We start from the raw sequence: 18,511 nt of genomic DNA on the forward strand, positions 1-18,511 counted from the left end.
ACGCTACGACAATGACCTCCCAACTCCACAAGAAAGGCGAAGCCTGGTCGGCCCGTTTTTCCGAACCCGTTTCCGAACTCGTCAAGCGCTATACGGCGTCGGTGTTCTTCGACAAGCGCCTCGCGCTGTTCGACATCGAAGGCTCGCTCGCCCATGCCGACATGCTCTCGGCACAAGGCATCATCAGCGCACAGGATCTGGCCGACATCCAGCGCGGCATGACGCAGATCCGCGGTGAGATCGAGCGCGGCGAGTTCGAGTGGCAACTGGATCTCGAAGACGTTCACCTGAACATCGAAGCGCGCCTGACCGCCCTCATCGGCGACGCGGGCAAGCGCCTGCACACCGGCCGCTCGCGTAACGATCAGGTCGCCACCGACATCCGCCTGTGGCTGCGCAGCGAAATCGACCGCATCGGCGATCACCTCGGCGATCTGCGCCGTGCGCTGCTGGATCTGGCGGAGCAGCACAGCGCTACGATCCTGCCGGGCTTTACCCATCTGCAAGTGGCACAGCCGGTGACGTTCGGCCATCACCTGATGGCTTACTTCGAAATGTTCAGCCGAGACGCCGAGCGCATGCTCGATGTGCGCCGTCGTGTGAACCGACTGCCGCTGGGCGCTGCCGCGCTGGCCGGCACGAGCTATCCGATCGATCGCGAACGTGTCGCCGCGACGCTCGGCTTCGAAGACGTCTGCGCGAACTCGCTCGACGCCGTGTCGGATCGCGACTTCGCCATCGAATTCACGGCAGCCGCTGCGCTAGTGATGACGCATGTGTCGCGCTTCTCGGAAGAACTGGTGCTGTGGATGAGCCCGCGCGTGGGCTTCATCGATCTGGCCGACCGTTTCTGCACCGGCAGCTCGATCATGCCGCAGAAGAAGAACCCGGACGTGCCCGAGCTGGCGCGTGGCAAGACCGGCCGCGTCAATGGCCACCTCATCGGCCTGCTCACGCTGATGAAGGGCCAGCCGCTCGCGTACAACAAAGACAATCAGGAAGACAAGGAGCCGCTGTTCGACACGGTCGACACCGTGATCGACACGCTGCGTATCTTCGCGGACATGGTGCCCGGCATCAAGGTGCGCGAAGCCAACATGCGTAACGCCGCGCTGCAAGGGTTCTCGACCGCCACCGATCTGGCCGACTACCTCGTCAAGAAGGGTCTGCCGTTCCGCGACGCCCACGAAATCGTGGCTCACGCCGTGAAGATCTGTTCGGACCGTGACATCGATCTGGCCGACCTGTCGCTCGCCGAGTTGCAGAAGTTCTCGCCGCTGGTCGGTGAAGACGTCTTCGACTACCTCACGCTCGAAGGCTCGGTCGCCAGCCGTAACCACATCGGCGGCACGGCCCCGGCACAGGTGCAACGCGCCATCGCGGCAGCGCGCGCGAAGCTCGCCAAGTAAGGTTGTCCGGCCGGGCCCCTTGAACCGGGCCCGGATCTATTCGGACTCAGCCGGCACCAACAAAAAAGTGCCACCCGATCGGGTGGCACTTTTTATCGGCATGGCGATGTCACACGCCTTCCATCAGAACAGCGGTAACGACAGGAACCCCTTGATGATGAGCGCGTTGAGGATGTCGATGAAGAACGCTCCCACCATCGGCACGATCAGGAACGCGATGTGCGACGGACCGAAGCGCTCGGTCACCGCCTGCATGTTGGCGATGGCCGTCGGCGTCGCGCCCAGCCCGAAGCCGCAATGGCCCGCAGCCAGCACCGCGGCATCGTAGTTGCGCCCCATCACGCGAAACGTGACGAAGATCGCATACGAAGCCATCGCCACCGCCTGCACGACGAGAATCACGATCATCGGTAACGCCAGCGTCGAGAGATCCCACAGGCGCAGGGTCATGAGCGCCATCGCCAGAAACAGCGACAGACTCACGTTGCCCATCACCGACAGCGAGCGCTCGAACACTTCATACCCCACGAGCGACAGCAGGTTGCGCACGACGACACCGGTAAACAGCACGCATACGAATGTCGGCAATTCGAACGCCGTCCCTGAGAGCCAGCGCGCAATGACCTCGCCGCCCAACAGACAGATCGCAATCATCGCCACCGTCTCGATCAGCGCCTGCGCGGTAATCAGGCGCACCGTATGCGGTTGCTCGAAGCCTTCCGGCGCCGCATCCTTCGCGACATCGAAACCCGGCACCTGATTGCCCAGGCGCCCCACCAGATAACGCGCTACCGGCCCGCCCAGCAAGCCTCCCAGCACCAGCCCGAACGTGGCGCAGGCCATCGCGATCTCAAGGGCCGATTGCACGCCGTAGCGCGAGGTCAGCGTCTGTCCCCATGCCGCGCCCGTGCCATGCCCGCCAGCCAATGTGATCGACCCGCCCAGCATACCGATGCCCGGCGCCAATCCCATCATCGTGGCAAGACCGACGCCAATCGCGTTCTGCATGATCAACATGCCCGCCACTACGGCGAGGAACAGCACCAGACGGCGCCCCCCCGCCTTGAGGCTCGCCAGATTGGCCGACAGACCGATCGTCGCAAAGAAAGCCAGCATCAGCGGCGTTTGCAGCGACGTATCGAACTTCAACTCGAAGTGCCCGATCTCACGCAACGCCAGCGTGCCCAGCGCCACCAGCAAGCCGGCAGCGACCGGCTCGGGAATGCTGTACGTACGGAGCGGTGCGATCCACTCGACCAGCTTGCGGCCCAGCAACAAGACCAACGTGGCACATACGAGCGTGCCGTAGTTACTGAACACCAGTTGTCCGGTTTCCATGAACCCTCCTGCTCGAAAAAAGTGCGTCGAGTGTAGCAATCGAAGCAGTCCGAATTGCCGGGAAACTGCTTAAATGCGAGAAATTGAAGTCAATGCACAAATCGAGCGATCGAGGTCGCGTTGCGCCAATATACCGGCATTTCAGTCGAGTTACGCACACGCCGCCGTGTTCCTCGAGTCAAGCGTACGCAAGTCATGAAATTCAGACGCCGCAAACAGGCGTATATGGCGCGCTGCCCTCCGGGCAATCGGCGCATAAAAAAGGCCCCGTGTTTTCACACGGGGCCACTTTTCACATCAGGCAGGACGACTTACTGACGCACGCAATCCACGAAATATTCGGGGCGTCCGTCCACTTCCTCGACGACCAGACCGTGAATATCGGTGTGGAAACCCGGGAAGCGCTCGTTGAAGTCGCGCGCGAAGCGCAGGTACTCGATGATCGCCGCGTTGAAACGTTCGCCCGGAATCAGCAGCGGAATACCCGGCGGATACGGCGTGAGCAGCACGCTCGTCACGCGGCCTTCCAGTTCATCGATAGGCACGCGGTCGATCTGGCGGTGCGCCAGTTTCGAGAATGCGTCGGTCGGCTTCATCGCCGGCTGCATGTCCGAGAGGTACATCTCGGTCGTCACGCGCGCCACGTCGTTCGCCTTGTACACACTGTGAATCTGATCGCACAGGTCACGCAGGCCGATGCGCTCGTAGCGCGGGAACTTCGCCACGAACTCGGGCAGCACACGCCACAGCGGACGGTTGTGATCGTAGTCGTCCTTGAACTGTTGCAGCTCGGTCACCATCGAGTTCCAGCGGCCCTTGGTGATGCCGATGGTGAACATGATGAAGAACGAATACAGCCCCGTCTTCTCGACGATGATGCCGTGCTCGGCCAGATACTTGGTGACGATGGCCGCCGGAATGCCGCTCTCGCCGAATTCGCCCTCCACATCCAGTCCCGGCGTGATGATCGTCGCCTTGATCGGGTCGAGCATGTTGAAGCCATCGGCCAGATCGCCGAAGCCGTGCCAGCGGTCGTTCGCGCGCAGCACCCAGTCTTCGCGCTGGATCGTGCCTTCGTCGCCCAGATTTTCCGGACCCCAGACCGAGAACCACCACGAATCGCCATACTCGCTGTCCACCTTGCGCATGGCGCGGCGGAAGTCGAGCGCCTCGACGATCGACTCCTCCACGAGCGCCGTGCCGCCCGGCGGCTCCATCATCGCGGCCGCCACGTCGCACGACGCAATGATGGCGTACTGCGGCGAGGTCGACGTGTGCATCAGATACGCCTCGTTGAAGCGGTACGTATCGAACGTGCGAGTTTCGGACTCCTGCACCACGATCTGCGAGGCCTGCGAGATACCGGCGAGCAGCTTGTGCGTGGAGTGCGTGGCGTAGATGGTCGCTTCCGACGAGCGCGGGCGGCCTTCGCCGATCGCGTGCATGTCGCGGTAGAAATCGTGGAACGCCGCGTGCGGCAGCCAGGCTTCATCGAAATGCAGCGTGTCGATGCTGTTGCCCAGCACTTCCTTGATCATCTCGACGTTGTAGATCACACCGTCATAGGTACTTTGGGTGATCGTCAGAATGCGCGGCTTGGCGTTCGGGTCACGTTCGAGCACTTCGCGGGCAAACGGGTTCGCCTCGATCTTCGCGCGGATGACTTCCGGCTCGAACTCCGACTTCGGAATCGGGCCGATGATACCCAGATGATTGCGCGTGGGCGTGAGGAACACCGGCACGGCGCCCGTCATCGTGATCGCGTGCAGGATCGACTTATGGCAGTTACGGTCGACCACGACGATATCGCCCGGCGCCACGGTGGCATGCCACACGATCTTGTTCGACGTCGACGTGCCGTTCGTCACGAAGAAGAGGTGATCGGCGTTGAAAATGCGCGCTGCGTTGCGCTCCGACGCGCCCACCGGGCCGTTGTGATCGAGCAGTTGGCCCAGTTCTTCCACCGCGTTGCACACGTCCGCGCGCAGCATGTTTTCACCGAAGAACTGGTGGAACATCTGGCCGACCGGGCTCTTCAGGAACGCCACACCGCCCGAGTGCCCAGGGCAATGCCACGAGTACGAACCGTCGGCCGCGTAATGCGTGAGCGAGCGGAAGAACGGCGGCGGCAGCGAGTCGAGATACGACTTGGCTTCACGAATGATGTGGCGCGCCACGAACTCCGGCGTGTCCTCGAACATGTGAATGAAGCCGTGCAGCTCGCGCAGAATGTCGTTCGGGATATGGCGCGACGTGCGCGTCTCGCCGTACAGGAAAATCGGAATGTCCGGGTTGCGACGGCGCACTTCCTGCACGAAGGCGCGCAGGTTGATGATGGCCAGCGCCAGTTCTCCCTCGCCCTCACCGCCCGCTTCGCTCGAGAACGTGCCGAACTCGTCGTCGTCGATGGACAGGATGAAGCTCGAAGCACGGCTCGCCTGTTGCGCAAACGAGGTCAGATCACCGTAGCTCGTGAGACCGTTGACTTCCATGCCCTCGGCTTCGATGGCCTCCGCCAAGGAACGAATCCCGGATCCGGAGATATTTTCGGAGCGGAAGTCCTCGTCGATGATGACGATCGGAAAACGGAATTTCATTGGCGTTCCTTCGACAAAAGAACGAGCCACGGTCCGACATGGCCGTGGCTCTTGGGCAGTGCAATATGGGAGATGCTCACCGGCGGCGAGTCGAGCGTAGCAGGCTAGGTTTTCGGCAGCGTGACACCACGCTGTCCCTGATACTTGCCGCCGCGGTCCTTGTACGAGGTCTCGCAGACTTCGTCGGATTCGAAGAACAGCACCTGAGCCACGCCCTCGTTGGCGTAGATCTTGGCAGGCAGCGGCGTCGTGTTCGAGAATTCGAGCGTCACGTAGCCCTCCCATTCGGGTTCGAACGGCGTCACGTTCACGATGATGCCGCAGCGGGCATACGTCGATTTGCCCAGACACACGGTCAGCACGTTGCGCGGAATGCGGAAGTACTCGACCGTGCGCGCGAGCGCAAACGAGTTCGGCGGAATGATGCAGACATCGCCGGAGAAGTCGACAAACGATTTCTCGTCGAAGTTCTTCGGATCGACAATCGTCGAATTGATGTTCGTGAAGATCTTGAATTCAGCCGCACAGCGGATATCGTAGCCGTAACTCGACGTGCCGTAGCTGACGATCTTTTGCCCGTCCTGGGAATACCGGACCTGCGACGGCTCGAAGGGCTCGATCATGCCGTGCTCTTCGGCCATACGCCGGATCCATTTGTCGGACTTGATGCTCATGTGTGGGCCTGAATGGGCGTAGTACGTGAAAAAGTGGGCGTATTTTACGCGATTGTTGCGGTGCGGTGATTTTTTCACTCGCACCGCACGGCGCGGGGCTCGCACACGCCCTGCGAGCGCCTTTACGTGTTCTGAACAACGATCGACGGGAACTTGCTCGTCATGTCCTTCTGCCTCGCCGCGATCTTCACCGCCACCTTACGGGCAATGGCCCGGTAATGATCGGCCACCGGGCCATCCGGGTCGCTCACCACGCTCGGCATGCCGGCATCGGCGTGCACGCGGATGCTCATCTCCAGCGGCAGCTTGCCCAGCAGGTCGACGTCGAAATCGTGGCTCATGCGCTCGCCGCCGCCCGCGCCGAAGATCGGCTCTTCATGACCGCATTTCGAGCAGATATGCAGGCTCATGTTCTCGATGAGGCCCAGGATCGGCACGCCGACCTTCTCGAACATCTTGAGGCCCTTGCGGGCGTCAAGCAGCGCGAGGTCTTGCGGCGTGGTGACGATGACCGCGCCGGTGACCGGCACCTTCTGCGCAAGTGTGAGCTGGATGTCGCCGGTGCCCGGCGGCATGTCGACGATCAGATAGTCGAGGTCGCGCCAGTTCGTCTGATTGAGCAGTTGCTCGAGCGCCTGCGTGACCATCGGGCCGCGCCAGACCATCGGATTGTCCGGCTCGATCAGAAAACCGATGGAACTTGCCTGCAGCCCGTGGCCGATCATCGGCTCGAGCGTCTTGCCGTCCTTCGATTCGGGTTTGCCGTGAATGCCCAGCAGCGTGGGCAGCGACGGGCCGTAGATGTCGGCATCGAGAATACCGACGTTGGCGCCTTCGGCCGCAAGTGCCAGCGCCAGATTCACTGCCGTAGTGCTCTTGCCCACGCCGCCCTTGCCCGAGGCCACGGCCACGATGTTCTTCACGTTGGGCAGGAGTTTCACGCCGCGTTGAACCGCATGTGACACGATTTTCTGGCTGATTTCGACGGCCACACGCTCGACACCGGGCAATTTGCCCACAGCCTCGGTGATGCGCGCGCGCATCGCTTCGAACTGACTCTTGGCGGGATAGCCGAACTCGATCTGAATGCCGACGTGGCCATGCTCGACCACAACCTGCTTCACATACTTCCCGGCGATCAGATCGAGCCTCGTGTCGGGGTCGACGATGCCACGCAGCACTTCATTGATTTGGGCGACTTCCATGGGTCTCTCGCTCTGTCGAGGCCCGCCGGGAAAGCCCTCGGCGGGCGCTAACAACTTGTAACATCCGTGGCGCGCGCTCTCGATTAGCATGCGAGGCGCGCGTGTTTTGGGGAACCAGCCGTCGCGGCAATCTGTCCTTGCCTGCGGTTGACACTCAGCGCTATTGTAAAAGACGCTGCGCCCATAGGCTCAAAACCCCTGCGAGGCGCGCGTGCTTCGGCGAAGTGCTCACGCGTTGTTTCATGACTGCAAGCTAATCGAGAAGGAGCCTTAAATGAATAAAAACACTCTGCGCGCTTCGGCGCTGGTTCTGGCTGCTGCCGCCATGCTGGCCGGGTGCCAGACCCAGCAGGGCACCAATACTGCCGTCGGCACCGGCGTCGGCGCGGCAGTCGGCGCAGGTCTGGGCAACCTCATCGGTGGCAATACCACCGGCACGCTGATCGGTGCCGCCGTGGGCGCGGCCGCCGGCGGCGCGACAGGGTACAACTGGGGCGCCATCAAGAATAAGCTGGGCGGCCATACGGCCGGCACCGGCACCACGATCTCCGAACAACCCGATGGTACGCTCAAGGTCGCCGTGCCGAGCGACGTGACGTTCGACACCGGCCGCGCCGACATCAAGCCGAACTTCCGCGCCGTGCTCGACGACGTTGCCGCCTCGCTCAATCAGAACCCTGGCATTACCGCCAACGTCGTGGGCCACACCGACAGCACGGGCGGCGACCGGATCAACGTTCCCCTCTCGCAGAACCGGGCAGCCAACGTCATCCAGTATCTGAACAGCCGCGGTGTCGCGATGAACCGTATGAGCGGCACGGGCGTGGCCTCGAGCCAGCCGGTCGCCTCGGATGCCACGGCCGAGGGCCGTGCGCAGAACCGCCGCGTAGAAATCCTGCTGCACGCACCGCGCGGCTGATTCCCCCCACGCCTCACGTTTGCCGTTCAAACACATGCCCGGTCCGCCGGGCATCTGTTTGACACGCTCGCAGCGCCCGCATGCTGCATCGCAACATCGAAAAATCGGCGCATCGATTGAACTAAACCCGCGTCACATCGCTCAGACCCTTCGGAAGTGCCCACCTGGGCGCTTCCATCTCCTCTTTGTTATTGACGTTACGTGTGCCTAGTTATGCCGGAACCTGGTTCCGGCTTTTTTTTGGCCGTTCGATCCTGCACTCGCCCCTCGGCACCGGCCAACGCGCGCCCCGCAGATCCCTCTCCCGGGACGCCCGATTGGGCGTCATCCCGCCCCGCCTGCTAGAATCGTCCTTTCCCCGACCCCTCAACAGACAATCGATCCTCATGTCCCGCCGCATTCTTGTCACCTCCGCCCTGCCGTACGCCAATGGCCAGATTCACATCGGTCACCTGGTGGAATACATCCAGACAGATATCTGGGTACGGTTCATGCGGATGCAGGGCAATGAGGTCTATTACGTGGGTGCGGACGACACGCACGGCACGCCGGTCATGCTGCGCGCCGAGAAGGAAGGTCTCACGCCCAAGCAACTGATCGAGCGCGTCTGGAAGGAACACAAGCGCGATTTCGACAGCTTCGGCATTTCGTTCGATAACTACTATTCGACGGATTCGGAAGAGAACCGTGAACTGTCGGAAAGCGTCTATCTCGCCCTCAAGGACCAGGGCCTGATCGAAGCGCGCGATATTGAACAGGCCTACGACCCGGTCAAGGAGATGTTCCTGCCGGATCGCTTCATCAAGGGCGAATGTCCGAAATGCGGCGCCAAGGACCAGTACGGCGATTCGTGCGAAGTCTGCGGCTCGACCTACGCGCCGACCGACCTGCTCAACCCGTATTCGGTGGTCTCGGGCGCCACGCCGGTGCGCAAGACGTCGACCCATTACTTCTTCAAGCTCTCGGACAAGCGCTGCGAGCAGTTCCTGCGCAAGTGGGTTGCCGGTCTCGCACAACCCGAAGCCGCCAACAAGATGAAGGAGTGGCTCGGTGAAGATGGCGAGTCCACGCTGGCCGACTGGGACATCTCGCGCGACGCCCCGTACTTCGGCTTCGAGATTCCGGGCGCCCCGGGCAAGTATTTCTACGTGTGGCTCGATGCGCCGGTGGGTTACTACGCCAGCTTCAAGAACCTGTGCGCACAGCGTGGCCTGAACTTCGAAGAGTGGGTCAAGCCGGGTTCGACGACCGAGCAGTATCACTTCATCGGCAAAGACATTCTGTATTTCCACACGCTGTTCTGGCCCGCGATGCTCGAGTTCTCGGGCCATCGCACGCCGACCAACGTGTTCGCCCACGGTTTCCTGACGGTGGATGGCCAGAAGATGTCGAAGTCGCGCGGCACGTTCATCACCGCACAGAGCTTCATCGACACGGGCCTCAATCCGGAATGGCTGCGTTATTACATCGGCGCCAAGTTGAGCAACACGATGGAAGACATCGACCTGAACCTCGATGACTTCATCGCCCGCGTGAACAGCGATCTGGTCGGCAAGTACGTGAATATCGCCAGCCGCGCGGCAGGCTTCCTCATCAAGCGTTTCGACGGCCGCGTGTCGCCGCACGCCATGCAAGCGCCGCTGCTGGGACAGTTGCGTGCTGTCGCCCCGCAGATCGCCGCGTATTACGAAGCCCGCGAATTCGGCAAGGCGCTGCGTCTGGTGATGGAACAGGCGGATGCCGTGAACGGCTATGTCGACACGGTCAAGCCGTGGGATCTGGCGAAAGACCCGGCGCAGGCCGCCGCGCTGCACGAGGCTTGCTCGGTGTGCCTCGAGGCATTCCGCCTGCTCACGCTGTACCTCAAGCCGGTGCTGCCCGTGACGGCCGAGGCCGTGGAGCACTTCCTGAACATCGCGCCGCAAACGTGGCACGACGTGAGCCGCCCGCTTACCGCCGACACCGCCATCGCTGCGTACAAGCATCTGATGACGCGCGTCGAAGGCAAGCAGGTCGAAGCGCTGCTCGCGGCCAACCGCGACTCGCTGCAAGCGGCCGCGCCGGCCACGGACGCTGCCGCGGCCAAGGGCAAGGACAAAGCCGCCAAGACGACGGAGAACGCCGACAAGCCGGACAAGAGCACCGACGACGGTGTCATCACCATCGACGACTTCGCAAAAATCGATCTGCGTATCGCACGCATCGTCGATTGCAAGGCGGTCGAAGGGTCGGACAAGCTCTTGCAACTCACGCTCGACGCCGGCGAAGCGCAAACGCGCAACGTCTTCTCCGGGATCAAGTCGGCGTATCCGCAGCCGGAAGTGCTGGTGGGCAAGCTCACGGTGATGGTCGCCAATCTCGCGCCGCGCAAGATGAAGTTCGGTCTGTCCGAAGGCATGGTGCTCGCCGCATCGGCCGCCGACGAGAAAGCCGAACCGGGGATTTACATCCTCGAACCGCACGACGGCGCGAAGCCGGGCATGCGCGTCAAGTAAGGCAGCCTCACCCACCCACGGAAAGGCGGGCCGCACTTCACAGCGACGCTTCCCAAGCAAAACACCCCGGTGCCGGACGCCATGTCCGCCACCGGCGGCAACTGGCTGTAGCCAGCGCAAAACTCGGGGTTGCCGTAGATGTTCTGAGCCATGAGATTTGTCCGAACGGATGCATCGATAGCGTGGCTGCCGCGCCGCGTCTCGAATCCTTCGAAAAATCGTCAGGCCGATGTCCCGGCGCGGGGCTAGCGCAAATGATCCACCGGCAATGCGGTGGTGAACTTCACGGTCTCCATCGAAAAGCTCGCGCTGATGTCTTGCAGATCGGCCACGCGGATGAGCTTTTTGTAGAAACGGTCATAAGCGGCAATGTCCGGCAGGTAGACCTTGAGCAGATAGTCGATCTCGCCGGCCATGCGATGAATTTCGACGATTTCAGGCAATTCCCGCGCGCCGGCGACGAAGCGAACCATCCAGTCCTCGCTGTGCGTCGCTGCCTTGATGAACACGAAGGCCGTCACACGCAGATCGAGCTGCTGAGGGTCGCACAGCGTCACCTGCCCGGTGATGACCCCGTTCTCGCGCAGACGTTGCACACGCCGCCAGCAGGGCGTGGGAGACAAATGGACAGCCTCGGCCAGTTCGCCCAGCGAGCGCGAGGCATCGGCTTGCAGATTTTCGAGAATTGCGAGATCGGTTTTGTCCACGACAGCCACCCGGGAGGAAAATTCTTCCAAATCCTACCCGATTCGACCGAACATTTGAAACCCTTTACCCCTGATCGGCAAGTAAACTTCACAAATATTCCGAAAATTGGGGGCAACATGAAAATCTTCACTCAGCACCCGGCCTCTGTGGGCGAGAACTACTTCCAACATATGGGATCGGCACTGTCGTTCGCACTGCCGTTGCTGGGCGCCTTTCTGGCCTGTCTCGTGCACGCGTTACTGCCGTTCCTGTTTGCCAAGACGGGCAGCAGAATCATCGTTCGCCTGCACGATCGCATGGTGACGCATCGTCACCGGCACGCCCCGCAAGCCGCTCAGGCAGATCAGGCGACATAACCGAAGATGACCGGCCTCTGCGCAAACTCAGGTGAGCGGATAAGCCCGCTCGCCCAGTAACCCGCCCGGCGAGCGTGCCGCATCGCCCCGTCGCAGCACCTTTCCCGCCGGATCAGGGACGCTCCGACGCCGGGTCCGGTGAGCGCGACGTGACCGTCACACGGCCGTCCGGACCAAAGTGGGCGTTGAACATCCCCGGCGTATTGACGCCATCTTCGAGCCAGCGCCAGCTCCACACCGTTTCCTTCTTCAAGCGGTATTCCGCCACCGTCGTTGGCTTACCCAACAGCCGCCGCACGTCATCCTGCGTCATCCCCGGCTGCACCTGCTGAAAATTCTCGGCGGCGAGCGCCTGAATAACGGCGCGCAGTTTCCCATCCGGCGCGATGTCGACCATGTAGGTTCGCAAGCCGCCCGGCGCGCGCGGATACTCCAGCCGCCGCGAGCCGTCGTCGTTTTCCCAGACGATTTCGGGCTTGCCCATCTGCTCACGCACCTGCGCTTCGGTTGTCACGCCGGGCGTCAGGTTGCGCAGCAGCATGTCGTCCGGCTTGATGGCGTTGAACGTGTCGCGCGCTTTCTCCCGCGCGTTGTCGATCTGCTGCTGATCGCAGCCGAACAGCCCCAGCAGACTCGCGAACAATCCCATGGCCACTCCCCAACGAAGCCCCCGGCGCAACCCTTGCGCCGGATGAACGGAACTACGCGACGTTAGCATCGGTAACACCTCCTCTTCACGCTTCACAATTGCCCGCTTCCCTGCTCGCTGCGCCATGCGTGCGTCAGTCAAAACGACGGTTGAACAGCACATCGAAGCCGGACAGCGAGCCGGTGCGCAGCACCAGTTGCCAGCGGCGCGAGACTTGCCACGTAATCTTCACGATACTCGCCGCGCTGGTGAGACTCTGCTCATATCCCAACGCGAAGTTGTCCGAGATCGCCTTGCCCACCTTCACCACCTGCTCGTCGTCCGCCAGCCCCGAGTCGCTGGTGCCGATGCTGAACTCGTCGATCCCCAGATCCTTGATGATGCGCTTGCCGCCGGTCGCCCCGAGCAGTGCCGTCGCCGCCCCGGCCATCGCCTGACGCTGGCCCAGACCCGCACCGTCCGGACCGTGGCCGAACATCAGCCACGAGAGCTTCTCCTCGTCCGATACGTTGGGCTCCGAGACAAGCGACACGCGCGGCTGGCGCACCGTGCCCGTGACCAGCACCCCGGCGGCAACCTCCTGATTGCGGCGCATGGCCTGAATGTAGATGTCGGGATTGTCCAGCGGACCGACGAAGTTGATCTGACCGCGCTCGATGGCGAGCTTGCGATCGAACGCTTCGTATGTGCCCTCGGCCACCGTGATCGTACCGGTGGCGCGCATCGGCGAGAGCGGGTCGCTCTGCAAGCGCATACTGCCGCGCAACAGCAGATCGGCACCCGCACCGACGAAGCGGAAGTCGCGTCCCAGATCCACCTCCACGTTGATGTGCGGCGAGAAGCGGCTCGCCGGTTTCGCGCTGATGCGGGCGGCCTCTTCCTTCGGGTCGAGCGGCTTGGCGCGCGTCTGCGCTCCGCCGCGGACAACGACGACATCGTCGCCCAGCTTCGGCGCGCTCGTCGGCGGCAAGGCGAAACGTGCCCGGTCGATGGTGAACTTGCCGGTCACCGCCATTGCCTCGCCGCTGCCCGCCGCCTTTGCCTCTCCACTCAGCGAAAGCTGCCGGTCGGGGGCAGCGAACAATTGCAGCTTGTCGGCGGTCAGTGCGATCGCAAGCGTCGGCTCGGGCGTGTCGAGACGGATGTTCCCCGTCGCCTTCGCCGTGCCCCCGCCGCCGCCCGTCACGACCACGTCGCGCAGCACGATTTCCGTCGGCGTCAGCACAATGCGCACGTGGCCGTTCTTGACGCTCACGCCGGTATCGAACATTTGCATCGACAGATCGTCGGCCGTCAGCTCGCCCGTGGGGCGTGGCTTGGCCACGGTGCCCGCCAGCGTCACTTGCAGGTTGGCACGTCCCTTGAACGCGAATTGCGCACCCGCCAGCGCCTCGAACTTCGAGAGGTCTGGAATGGCGATGGCGATGCGTCCGGTAAGCGGTGCATCGTCCGGTACATTCGGCATGCCGCCTTGCACATGCAAGCCAGTCTGTACGTCGGCGTCGACCGTTCCGACCAGCGACGAGACGGCCTTGAGCGTTGCATGTGCCGTCTGTCCCGACAGATCGATGCGTGTGCGCAGTTCCGAGATGCCCAGCGGCACACGAGCGCCGATGCCGCCCTTCTCGGCACTCAGGCCGGGAATGCCTGTCACGGTCACCTTCACGTTTTCGTTCACGCCGCCACGACGTAACGTCACATCGCCACTGCGACGCACGATCTCGACGAACCCATCGGCGCGCTGCCCCGCGCGCACATCCCACTTGCCATCGAGGATGAGGTCGCTCGCGACCGGCGACGGCTCCCCCGTGAACGACGCCACGACGCGCAGCACCTGTGCGATATCGAGCGCGTCGATGGTACCGGCTGTCTTCAGTTGCCCATCGCCATAGTCGAAGTTCGCAAGCGACAGCGCCCCTGCCCCCGTCACCAGCTTGGCCGCGCCAAGATGCACACGATCGGCACTCGCTTCGACCTGCCACGGCGTGGCCAGTTTGAGCTTGGGCACACCACGGTTTTCGAGTGTGTGAATCGTGCCTCGCCAGCCCGGTTTGCCTCCCGCGCCGGTCACCGCACCAGCGGCGTCGAGATCCATGTCCAGCGGCGCTTCGCGCAGCTTGCCCGCCGTCTTTAGATGCAGCGTATGCGCGCCACGGGTGCCTGCCAGCGCCACCGAGAGTTTGTCGAGCCGCGCGATGGCGCTCGTGAACCCCTGGCCGTCGAGCGTCACATTAAGACGATCGCCCGCCGCGCCCGGCAACCCGCCGCTCACGTCCACCTTGCCGGTGAGATGCTCGAGCTTCTGCGCACCGAAAACGAGCTTGTCGGCCGCGAGGGTAGCGACCACCGCCGGACGCTCGATCGTGCCCGACACCTGCCCGTCGAGTTGCAACCGGCCGGCGAGCCCGAAACCGAGCTTGTCGAGCGATGGTGCATCGATATTCACCGCCATCTTGTCGCCGGGCGCGCCGAAGCTGCCGCGCAGCACCACCTTGTTGCCGGCCACGAGCAAGTTGGCGTCGCTCGGCAGCAGACGCGTGCCCGCGAGCCTGACAGTGCCCGACCCACTCATCGGCAAGTCGGCGTAGACGCTGTCCTGCAACGCAAACTTCAGTGAGAGGCCGAACGCCGGACGCAGGGTGCCCTGCGCGTCGAATTGTCCTGTGACGCTTGCCGCCGGAGTCTTTGCGCCACGCTTTTGCGGACCGTAGAGGTCGTACCACGCAGCCGGGTCGAAACGCGTGAGCCGGATCTGCGCCCGATACGCGCCGGTGTCGCCATTTTCGAGCACCCCCGTTGCAGCGACCTTGCTGTTACCGGCATCGAGCGAGAGCGCGTGGATCGTGGTGCCCTTGGCGTCGAGACCGACATCGGCCAACACGTGCCGGGCGGCGTCGCGCCAGTCGAGAACGATGCGTTGCCCCGCGGCGTCGAGCTTGATATCGAGCGGCCCGGCGAGTCTCGTCGCCGGCAGCTTGCCGTACAACGCACGCAGGTCGAGATCGCGCATCGTGAGGGCAAAGCCGCCGACGGTGGCTTCGGCACCCGGTGTCGCCCCAGTGGCAACGCTCGCGCCGCTTGCCCCCGACGCCACGGGCGCAGTAGCGGCCGTCGCGGCAATCGTCTCGCGGCGCAACTCACCGCTACCGGTGAGCACCGCGCGCCCCGCAAGCTTCAACTCGATGTCTGTCAACGCCTGACGCGTTGCGTCGAGCAGCACCTGGGTGCGCAAACTCTCGACGGGTAGCCACCCCGCATCGATGGCCCCCGGCTTGGCATTGGTGACGGACACCGGCCCCAGCACACGGAACTCCCTGGCGCCGGGCTCGGGCCGCAAGTCAGCCTGCACCGCAAGATCCGCTTGCGGTGCACTGGCAGCGAAATCTCGCGGATTCAGGTGATCGAGCGAAATCTGTGCACGCGAGAGCGGCACCGGGCCGAACGGCGAGGCGGCGATATGCGCCGTCCCGTTCAACTTCTCACCGCTCGCATTCAGGTCGACGACGAGCGCGTCGAGCGAGCCGGACAGCGTGGCCTGCAACGCCACCGGAATCTCGCCCGCCTTGGCTTGCAAGCCGACATTGCCGCCGAGCACGAACGGATGCCGTCCGTTCAATTGCAGATTCGCCTGCGCCTCGCCGTAGGGGGTGCCGAGGTGCTCGACCTGAATCGTGTGTTGCGTACCGTCGCTGCGCGCCGAGACACGAATGTCGTCAAGCACCAGCGCGGGAGAATCCAGCGTGAGCTTGGCGACGCGAACATCGTTCAGCGTCAGGCCGAGCGGCAGCCGCAGGCTCGATGGCATCGTCGTTGGCGTGTTCGATGGCGGCGACGGCGCGAACGCCATCTCTACATCGCCCGCGTGCAGCTTGTCGACGGTGAAATGCAGCGGACGCCATTGCAGTTCCCAGCGGCTTTCGAGACGGCTCACGGTAATGCGCGTTGCGCCGTCGAGATAGCGCACGTCGCGCACGGTGAAGCCATGGGCAACGCTGCCGCTGTGCCATTCGCCCGAGAGTTTGCCGCCGAGCGTCGACACGGCCGTCTGCCACAGCCAGCGGCTGCCCCGCTCGCTCGAGACGGCCCAGAGCAGCGCGCCGATCGCCAGCACGACGATCAGCAGCAGCGTCAGGACGATGCCCGCCAGTGCGCGGCCCCATCGCCAACGGCGCGGAGGTGGAGGGGGTGGAGGGGGTGACACAGGCGCCGCGGGGGGAGGCGGCGGCGCAGGCGTGTCGCCGGGCGTCCTGTCGAGGGGCATCGTACTCATCAGAACGCCACCCCCAGCGAAATAGCCGGACGCAAGCGCCGGTCGCGCACGCCGTAGCCAAGGTCGAGATTCACGGGGCCGACGGGACTGCGCCAACGCACGCCGAAACCCACGCCGTGATATAGCGGCGTGGGATGGCGATAGTCATCGGTCGCCGTACCGACGTCCCAGAACACCGCCCCGCCCCAGTCGCGCGTCACCCAGCGCTGGTATTCGAGGCTCGCCGTACCGAGGTACTTCGTCGGGAATGTGGTGCCGTTCTGCTGACGGCCGATGCTCTGATACGTGTAGCCGCGAATCGACGACGTACCGCCCGCGAAGAACAGCAGCGGCGACGGGATGCGGTTGGTGTTGCCGTTCGTAAGCACGGCGCCAAGCTCCAGACGAGCGATCACGAGATCGCGTTGTCCGACGGGAAAGTACTGGCGGATACGGCCATAGAGACGCGCAAAACTCTGATCGGTCAGCAGCGGCTTCGCGGCCAGGCCGATCTGCGTGTTGATGATGTTGCCCTTGCGGGGAAAGATCAGGTCGTCCACGTCACGACGGTTCCAGGCAAACGCAGGTACGAGCGCCTTGTTGAGAAATCGCTGACCGCCGTCCGGACGTTCGTCGGCGCGGTAGAGGTCGAGCGTGTAGGCCCAGTCGTAGCGCTCGCGCGAGCGTGCGCGTTTCACGCCGATCTGGCTCGAGCGCTGATCGAGGCCGTTCAGATAGGTGCGCTCGAACGATCCGCGCAGGCTATTGGTGTACCCGGTGGTGTCGGGCGGCATGCCGATCTCGGCATAACCGCCCTGCCGGTATTGCTCCAGACGCGCCTGAGAGTCGAATGTCCACGCGCGGCCGAACAGGTTGTAGTAGGAATACCGGCCATTGACGCTCGCCCCCGTATCCGTCGTATAACCCACCCCGCTCTGCACACGGTGTTCCGGGAACTCGCGCACGTTCACCTCGATCGGCGCGTTCGCGGCCTTCTCGGGATCTTCCGTCACCGAAATGATGACGTTCGAGAAATACGGCGTCGCCTGAATCTGGCGTTGCAGTTCCTGCAAGCGATCGGCGTCGAACGGCTCGCCCTCGGACAGCGGGTTGACGTTGCGGATGATCTGCTCGGGATAGCGCCGGGTGCCGGAGATGATGAGCGGGCCCAGCGTGAACGGCGGGCCGCTCTCGTAGGTGGCCGCAAGCGACGCCGTGTCGCTGTCGGCATCGACCGTTGCGCGCGAGAACGACATCTTCGCCGCGTGATACCGCTTCTGTCCGAGTTGAAACAGCGTGTCGTTCTTCGCCTTGTCCCAGTCGGCCTGACGGAACGGGGCGTCCACCGGCAGCTCCCAGGCGCGACGCAATTGCTCGACGCGCTGCGGGTTCTGCTCGATCACCGGGCCTTCGAACTTCAGGTCGAGGTTCTTGATATACGTGCGCGGTCCCGAGTCGACCGTGACGTGAACGTCGTGGCGGCCGTTGATGGTGGCCACGTCCACATGCGTGACGGGGGAGAAATAGCCCTCCGTCGACGTGAGTTCCTGAATCTGCTCACCGACGGTCGCAATCAGGTGCTCGAACTGCGCCTCTCCAATGTCGTCGCGCTCGGCATAACGCACGAGGTCGAGATTGTCCCTGAGGAGCTTGGCCAGGCCGTTTGGTGCGTCGACACGAACACGATAATCGGCCTGTGCCACGCCGGGCACCAATAGGCCACAGGTCAATGTGGCAAGCGTCAGAAGCGCGGCAGGCAGGGTGCGCAAAGGGCGCACACCGAGGCGACGAGAAACGTCGAAACCGGGTTTGATCTGCGAGACGGTCAAAACCTTCCTTGAAATCTTAAATACCGCCGCGGGTTGTCCCGCGTGCGGTTCAGGGGGCTCAATCGGACAATGTTGGCAAGCAT

The 18,511-nt window shown here is 63.3% G+C and carries 12 protein-coding genes; 4 read left to right on the forward strand and 8 right to left on the reverse strand.

Annotated features, from left to right (window positions below):
* The first annotated feature begins 11 nt into the window (after positions 1 to 11).
* On the forward strand, positions 12 to 1,409 hold the full coding sequence (gene argH / locus C266_RS07245) for an argininosuccinate lyase (protein WP_010805458.1): 1,398 nt from the start codon (positions 12 to 14) through the stop codon (positions 1,407 to 1,409).
* 123 nt (positions 1,410 to 1,532) lie between these two features.
* Here argH and gltS read toward each other — a convergent pair whose 3' ends face one another.
* From gltS to apbC, 4 genes are all read right to left on the reverse strand, one after another.
* Complete coding sequence (gene gltS, locus C266_RS07250) at positions 1,533 to 2,747, reverse strand: sodium/glutamate symporter (protein WP_010805459.1); 1,215 nt, start codon at positions 2,745 to 2,747, stop codon at positions 1,533 to 1,535.
* Positions 2,748 to 3,058: 311 nt separating this feature from the next.
* Positions 3,059 to 5,344, reverse strand: a complete 2,286-nt coding sequence (locus tag C266_RS07255) for an arginine/lysine/ornithine decarboxylase (protein ID WP_010805460.1) — start codon at positions 5,342 to 5,344, stop codon at positions 3,059 to 3,061.
* 104 nt (positions 5,345 to 5,448) lie between these two features.
* Positions 5,449 to 6,018 carry a dCTP deaminase gene (gene dcd, locus C266_RS07260; protein WP_010805461.1) on the reverse strand — a complete coding sequence of 190 codons (570 nt, stop codon included), beginning with the start codon at positions 6,016 to 6,018 and terminating at the stop codon, positions 5,449 to 5,451.
* A 122-nt stretch (positions 6,019 to 6,140) separates the two neighbouring features.
* Positions 6,141 to 7,223, reverse strand: coding sequence for an iron-sulfur cluster carrier protein ApbC (gene apbC / locus C266_RS07265; protein ID WP_010805462.1), 1,083 nt, complete (start codon positions 7,221 to 7,223; stop codon positions 6,141 to 6,143).
* A gap of 274 nt (positions 7,224 to 7,497) precedes the next feature.
* Here apbC and C266_RS07270 point away from each other — a divergent pair, with 274 nt between their 5' ends.
* On the forward strand, positions 7,498 to 8,142 hold the full coding sequence (locus C266_RS07270) for an OmpA family protein (protein ID WP_010805463.1): 645 nt from the start codon (positions 7,498 to 7,500) through the stop codon (positions 8,140 to 8,142).
* 386 nt (positions 8,143 to 8,528) lie between these two features.
* Entirely contained in the window at positions 8,529 to 10,637 is a 2,109-nt protein-coding gene (gene metG, locus C266_RS07275) for a methionine--tRNA ligase (protein ID WP_010805464.1), read from the forward strand.
* A gap of 245 nt (positions 10,638 to 10,882) precedes the next feature.
* On the opposite strand, the gene C266_RS07280 is transcribed toward metG, so the two are convergent.
* Positions 10,883 to 11,344, reverse strand: a complete 462-nt coding sequence (locus C266_RS07280; RefSeq protein WP_036662003.1) for an Lrp/AsnC family transcriptional regulator — start codon at positions 11,342 to 11,344, stop codon at positions 10,883 to 10,885.
* 117 nt (positions 11,345 to 11,461) lie between these two features.
* Between C266_RS07280 and C266_RS07285 the strand changes: the two genes are divergently transcribed.
* Positions 11,462 to 11,701 carry a DUF6356 family protein gene (locus C266_RS07285; RefSeq protein ID WP_010805466.1) on the forward strand — a complete coding sequence of 80 codons (240 nt, stop codon included), beginning with the start codon at positions 11,462 to 11,464 and terminating at the stop codon, positions 11,699 to 11,701.
* 112 nt (positions 11,702 to 11,813) lie between these two features.
* Here C266_RS07285 and bamE read toward each other — a convergent pair whose 3' ends face one another.
* The 3 genes from bamE to C266_RS07300 form a co-directional block, all read right to left on the reverse strand.
* Positions 11,814 to 12,350, reverse strand: coding sequence for an outer membrane protein assembly factor BamE (gene bamE, locus C266_RS07290; RefSeq protein ID WP_010805467.1), 537 nt, complete (start codon positions 12,348 to 12,350; stop codon positions 11,814 to 11,816).
* Positions 12,351 to 12,483: 133 nt separating this feature from the next.
* Positions 12,484 to 16,620 (reverse strand): translocation/assembly module TamB domain-containing protein, encoded by a 4,137-nt coding sequence (locus C266_RS07295; protein WP_010805468.1) that lies wholly within the window; start codon positions 16,618 to 16,620, stop codon positions 12,484 to 12,486.
* Positions 16,620 to 18,377, reverse strand: coding sequence for an autotransporter assembly complex family protein (locus C266_RS07300; protein ID WP_370855852.1), 1,758 nt, complete (start codon positions 18,375 to 18,377; stop codon positions 16,620 to 16,622). The genes C266_RS07295 and C266_RS07300 overlap by 1 nt, the downstream gene beginning before the upstream one ends.
* Positions 18,378 to 18,511: the final 134 nt, after the last annotated feature.

The sequence above is a fragment of the Pandoraea sp. SD6-2 genome, from assembly GCF_000389825.1.
GTDB classification, from domain to species: Bacteria; Pseudomonadota; Gammaproteobacteria; order Burkholderiales; family Burkholderiaceae; genus Pandoraea; species Pandoraea communis.